Annotated in this window: 3 protein-coding genes; 2 read left to right on the top strand and 1 reads right to left on the bottom strand. The window is 70.5% G+C overall.

The genetic code is table 11. The annotated features are described in order from the left end of the window. Positions 1–929, bottom strand: a 929-nt coding sequence (trpS, locus tag BN12_RS18790; protein ID WP_048556601.1) for a tryptophan--tRNA ligase, incomplete at its 3' end; no start/stop codon positions are given. A gap of 70 nt (positions 930–999) precedes the next feature. Here trpS and BN12_RS18785 point away from each other — a divergent pair. Beyond that, on the top strand, positions 1,000–3,216 hold the full coding sequence (locus tag BN12_RS18785; RefSeq protein ID WP_048554888.1) for an NADP-dependent isocitrate dehydrogenase: 2,217 nt from the start codon (positions 1,000–1,002) through the stop codon (positions 3,214–3,216). Between the two features lie 252 nt (positions 3,217–3,468). Next, positions 3,469–4,287: an aquaporin Z gene (aqpZ, locus tag BN12_RS18780; RefSeq protein ID WP_048554886.1), complete on the top strand. Its 819-nt coding sequence runs from the start codon at positions 3,469–3,471 to the stop codon at positions 4,285–4,287. The last annotated feature ends 50 nt before the right edge of the window (positions 4,288–4,337 follow it).

Raw genomic sequence — 4,337 nt, 5'->3', positions numbered from 1 at the left:
GCGGGGTCGGCGAGCAGCTCGGCCATCCGCCGGCGGAACGGCGCGACGGTGCCGACGACGAGCTCGACGACGTCCTTCTTCAGGTCGCCGTAGCCGTGGCCGGCATACGACCGCTCGAGCTGCTCCAGACCTGTCCCGGAGAGGACGGAGTGGATGACGAGGAGGTTGGAGACACCGGGTTTGTCGTCCGGGGCATACCGGATCTCCGTCTCGGTGTCGGTGACCGCCGCCATGATCTTCTTGCGGAGCCTGGAGTCCTCGTCGGACAGCAGGAGGAGGCCCTTGTCGGGTGACGTCGTGCCGGACATCTTCCCCGTCGGCTCGGTGAGGTCCATGATCTTGGCCGACCCCTTGAGGATGTACGGCTCCGGCACGACGAGGCCCCCCTCCCCGAACCGGCTGTTGAAGCGCTCGGCGATGTCGCGGGTGATCTCCAGGTGCTGACGCTGGTCCTCGCCGACCGGCACGTAGGCCGCGTCGTAGAGGAGGATGTCGGCAGCCATGAGCATGGGGTAGGTGAACAGGCCGACGTTCGGGTCCTGACCCTTGGCGACCTTGTCCTTGAACTGGGTCATCCGGTTCGCCTGCCCGTAGCTGGTCAGGCAGTTGCACACCCAGGCGAGCTCGGGGTGCTCGGCGACGTCGCTCTGGAGGAAGAGCGAGGAGCGGGCGGGGTCGACCCCTCCGGCGATGAACTGGGCGGCCGTGACGCGCGTCCGGTGCCGCAGGACCTGGGGGTCGGTCGGAACGGTCAGGGCGTGGAGGTTCGCGACGAAGTAGAACGTCTCGAACGCCTCGTCCTGCAGCTTCACCCAGTTGACGAGCGCCCCGAGGTAGTTGCCGATGTGGAGCGAGTCGCTCGTCGGCTGCATACCGGAGAGGATCCGGGGCAGGCTCGAGCCGGAGATGGGCGCTGGCATGCCCCGCATTCTGCCAAAAGGCGCTTCGGTAGCCTGGCCGCCGGCACCGCAGCCGCATCGAGAACCGGGAGACACGCTCATGGCCACGATCGTCTACACGCTCACCGACGAGGCACCCCTGCTCGCCACGTACTCGTTCCTGCCTATCGTCGAGGCGTATGCCGCGGCCGCCGGCGTCGAGGTCGAGACCCGCGATATCTCTCTCGCGGGACGCATCCTCGCCGTCTTCCCCGAGTCGCTCACCGAGGAGCAGCGCGTCGGCGACGCGCTGGCCGAGCTCGGCGAGCTGGCGACCACCCCCGAGGCCAACATCATCAAGCTCCCCAACATCAGCGCGTCGGTCCCCCAGCTCAAGGCGGCGGTCGCCGAGCTCCAGGGGAAGGGGTATGCCGTGCCGGACTACCCCGACGACCCCCAGACTCCCGAGGAGAAGAGCGTCCGGGCGCGCTACGACAAGATCAAGGGCAGCGCCGTCAACCCCGTCCTGCGCGAGGGCAACTCCGACCGCCGTGCCCCGGCGGCGGTGAAGAACTACGCGCGCAAGCACCCCCACTCGATGGGCGCCTGGTCGAGCGACTCGAAGACGAACGTCGCGACGATGGGCTTGGACGACTTCCGCTCCAACGAGCAGTCGGTCATCCTGCCCTCCGCGGACACCCTCCAGATCCGTCACGTCGCGCCCGACGGCACCGTGACGGTCCTCAAGGAGTCGCTCCCGGTCCTCGAGGGCGAGATCGTCGACGCGACGGTCCTCCGTGCGGCGGCGCTCGACCGGTTCCTCGCCGAGCAGGTCCAGCGGGCCAAGGACGAGGACGTCCTCTTCTCGGTCCACCTCAAGGCGACCATGATGAAGGTCTCCGACCCCATCATCTTCGGCCACGTCGTCCGCGCCTACTTCTCCGACGTCTTCGCCGAGTTCGGCGAGGAGCTCCTCGCCGCGGGCCTCGACGGCAGCAACGGCCTCGCGGCGATCCTGTCCGGCCTCGACGCGCTGCCGCACGGCGAGCAGATCAAGGCCGCCATCGACAAGGGGCTCGCCGACGGCCCGCGCCTGGCGATGGTCAACTCCGACAAGGGCATCACGAACCTCCACGTCCCGAGCGACGTCATCGTCGACGCGTCGATGCCGGCGATGATCCGCACGTCCGGCCACATGTGGGGCGCCGACGGCGAGGAGCACGACACGCTCGCCGTCATCCCCGACAGCTCGTATGCCGGGGTCTACCAGGCCGTCATCGACGACTGCCGCGCACACGGGGCATACGACCCGACGACGATGGGCGACGTCCCCAACGTCGGGCTCATGGCGCAGAAGGCCGAGGAGTACGGCAGCCACGACAAGACGTTCGAGATCTCCGCCGACGGCCGGGTCGAGGTCGTCACGGCGGCCGGCGAGGTGCTCCTGGAGCACGAGGTCTCCGCCGGGGACATCTGGCGGGCCTGCCAGACCAAGGACGCCCCGATCCGCGACTGGGTCAAGCTCGCCGTGACCCGAGCCCGTGCCTCGCAGACGCCCACCGTCTTCTGGCTCGACCCCGAGCGTGCGCACGACCGCACCATCGCCGGGCTCGTCGACAAGTACCTCGCCGACCACGACACCGAGGGCCTGGACCTGCGGACCCTCTCCCCCGTCGAGGCGGCGACGCTGTCCGTCGAGCGGATCCGACGCGGGGAGGACACCATCTCGGTGACCGGCAACGTCCTGCGCGACTACAACACCGACCTGTTCCCCATCCTCGAGCTCGGCACGAGCGCCAAGATGCTCTCGGTCGTGCCGCTCATGAGCGGCGGCGGCCTCTTCGAGACCGGTGCCGGCGGGTCGGCGCCCAAGCACGTCCAGCAGCTCGTCGCCGAGAACTATCTGCGGTGGGACAGCCTCGGGGAGTTCCTGGCCCTCGCCGAGAGCCTGCGGCATCTCGCGACGACCTCCGGCAACGCCCGGGCGGCCGTCCTCGCCGCGGCCCTCGACCGCGCCACGGAGAAGGTCCTCGACGAGAACCGCTCACCCGCGCGTAAGGTCGGCCAGATCGACAACCGGGGCAGCCACTTCTACCTCGCCCTCTACTGGGCCCAGGAGCTCGCGGCGCAGACCGAGGACGCCGAGCTCGCCGCGGCGTTCGCCCCGCTCGCCGACCGGCTCACCGCGGACGAGGAGACGATCGCCGCCGAGCTCATCGCCGTCCAGGGCTCCCCCGCCGACATCGGCGGCTACTACAAGCCCGACCCGGACAAGACGGGTGCCGTCATGCGCCCGTCGGCGACCTTCAACGACGCCCTGGCCAGCCTCTTGTCCTGACGCCGATCGACCTTCGTGCTGCCGGTCCGAGCGCCCGGACCGGCAGCACGGAGGCCGACCCACCCACCCGGGGTGCCGGCATACCGCACCGGCGGGCGGCGAGGATGGGTCGTGTTCCGACCTGCCCACCCGGTATGCCGGCATACGCACCGGCGGGCGGCGAGGATGGGCCCGGTCCCGACCATCCACCCCAGGCGGCGAGTCGGCGCGCCGTGCCGGCATACCGCAGCGGCAGGCGGGGAGGATGGGGCCATGAAGACTCCGACCATGGCCCAGCGGCTCGCGGCCGAGTTCCTCGGCACCTTCGTCCTCGTCTTCGGCGGCGCCGGGGCGGCCGTGTTCGCGGCGGTCCACCTCCAGCCGAACGTCGTCGCCGGCCAGGCGGTCCAGCTCGGCATCGGCTTCGTCGGCGTCGCCCTCGCCTTCGGGCTCACCGTCCTCACCATGGCGTATGCCGTCGGCCACGTCTCCGGGGCGCACTTCAACCCGGCCGTGACGATCGGCGTCGCGACGGCGAAGCGGTTCGAGTGGAAGGACGTGCCCGCATACGTCGTGGCCCAGGTCCTCGGCGGGCTCCTCGGCGGCACGGCGATCTGGGGCATCGCCCACGGCCGCCCGGGATGGAACCGGATCGGCAACATGGCGGCCAACGGCTACGGCCCGCACTCCCCGACGTTCTACTCCCTCGGCGCGGTCCTGTGCACCGAGATCATCGCGACGGCGATCTTCGTCTACGTCATCCTCGGCGCGACGGACTCCCGGGCCCCTGAGGGCTTCGCGCCGATCGCCATCGGGCTCACCCTGACCCTCATCCACCTCGTGACGATCCCCATCAGCAACACGTCGGTCAACCCGGCCCGGTCGACGGCCGTCGCCTTCTTCAACGGCAACGGCGCGCCCGGCCAGCTGTGGGCGTTCTGGGTCGCGCCGATCATCGGCGCCGCGATCGCCGGGGCGACCTTCCATCTCGTGACCGGCGTCGACCGGCGAGACACCGACATCAGCGGCGAGATCGACCCGAGCGACGTCCGGGTCGCCGACGGCGTCGACCCGGACGCGCCCCGCCCCTGACGCCCTACGGCCCACCCGCCCGGCCACCCCTGGCGCTCTGCCACCCGGTC

The organism is Nostocoides japonicum T1-X7, assembly GCF_001046855.1.
In the GTDB taxonomy this organism is placed as follows: domain Bacteria; phylum Actinomycetota; class Actinomycetes; order Actinomycetales; family Dermatophilaceae; genus Nostocoides; species Nostocoides japonicum.
This window is presented reverse-complemented; position numbering and strand designations above follow the sequence as displayed.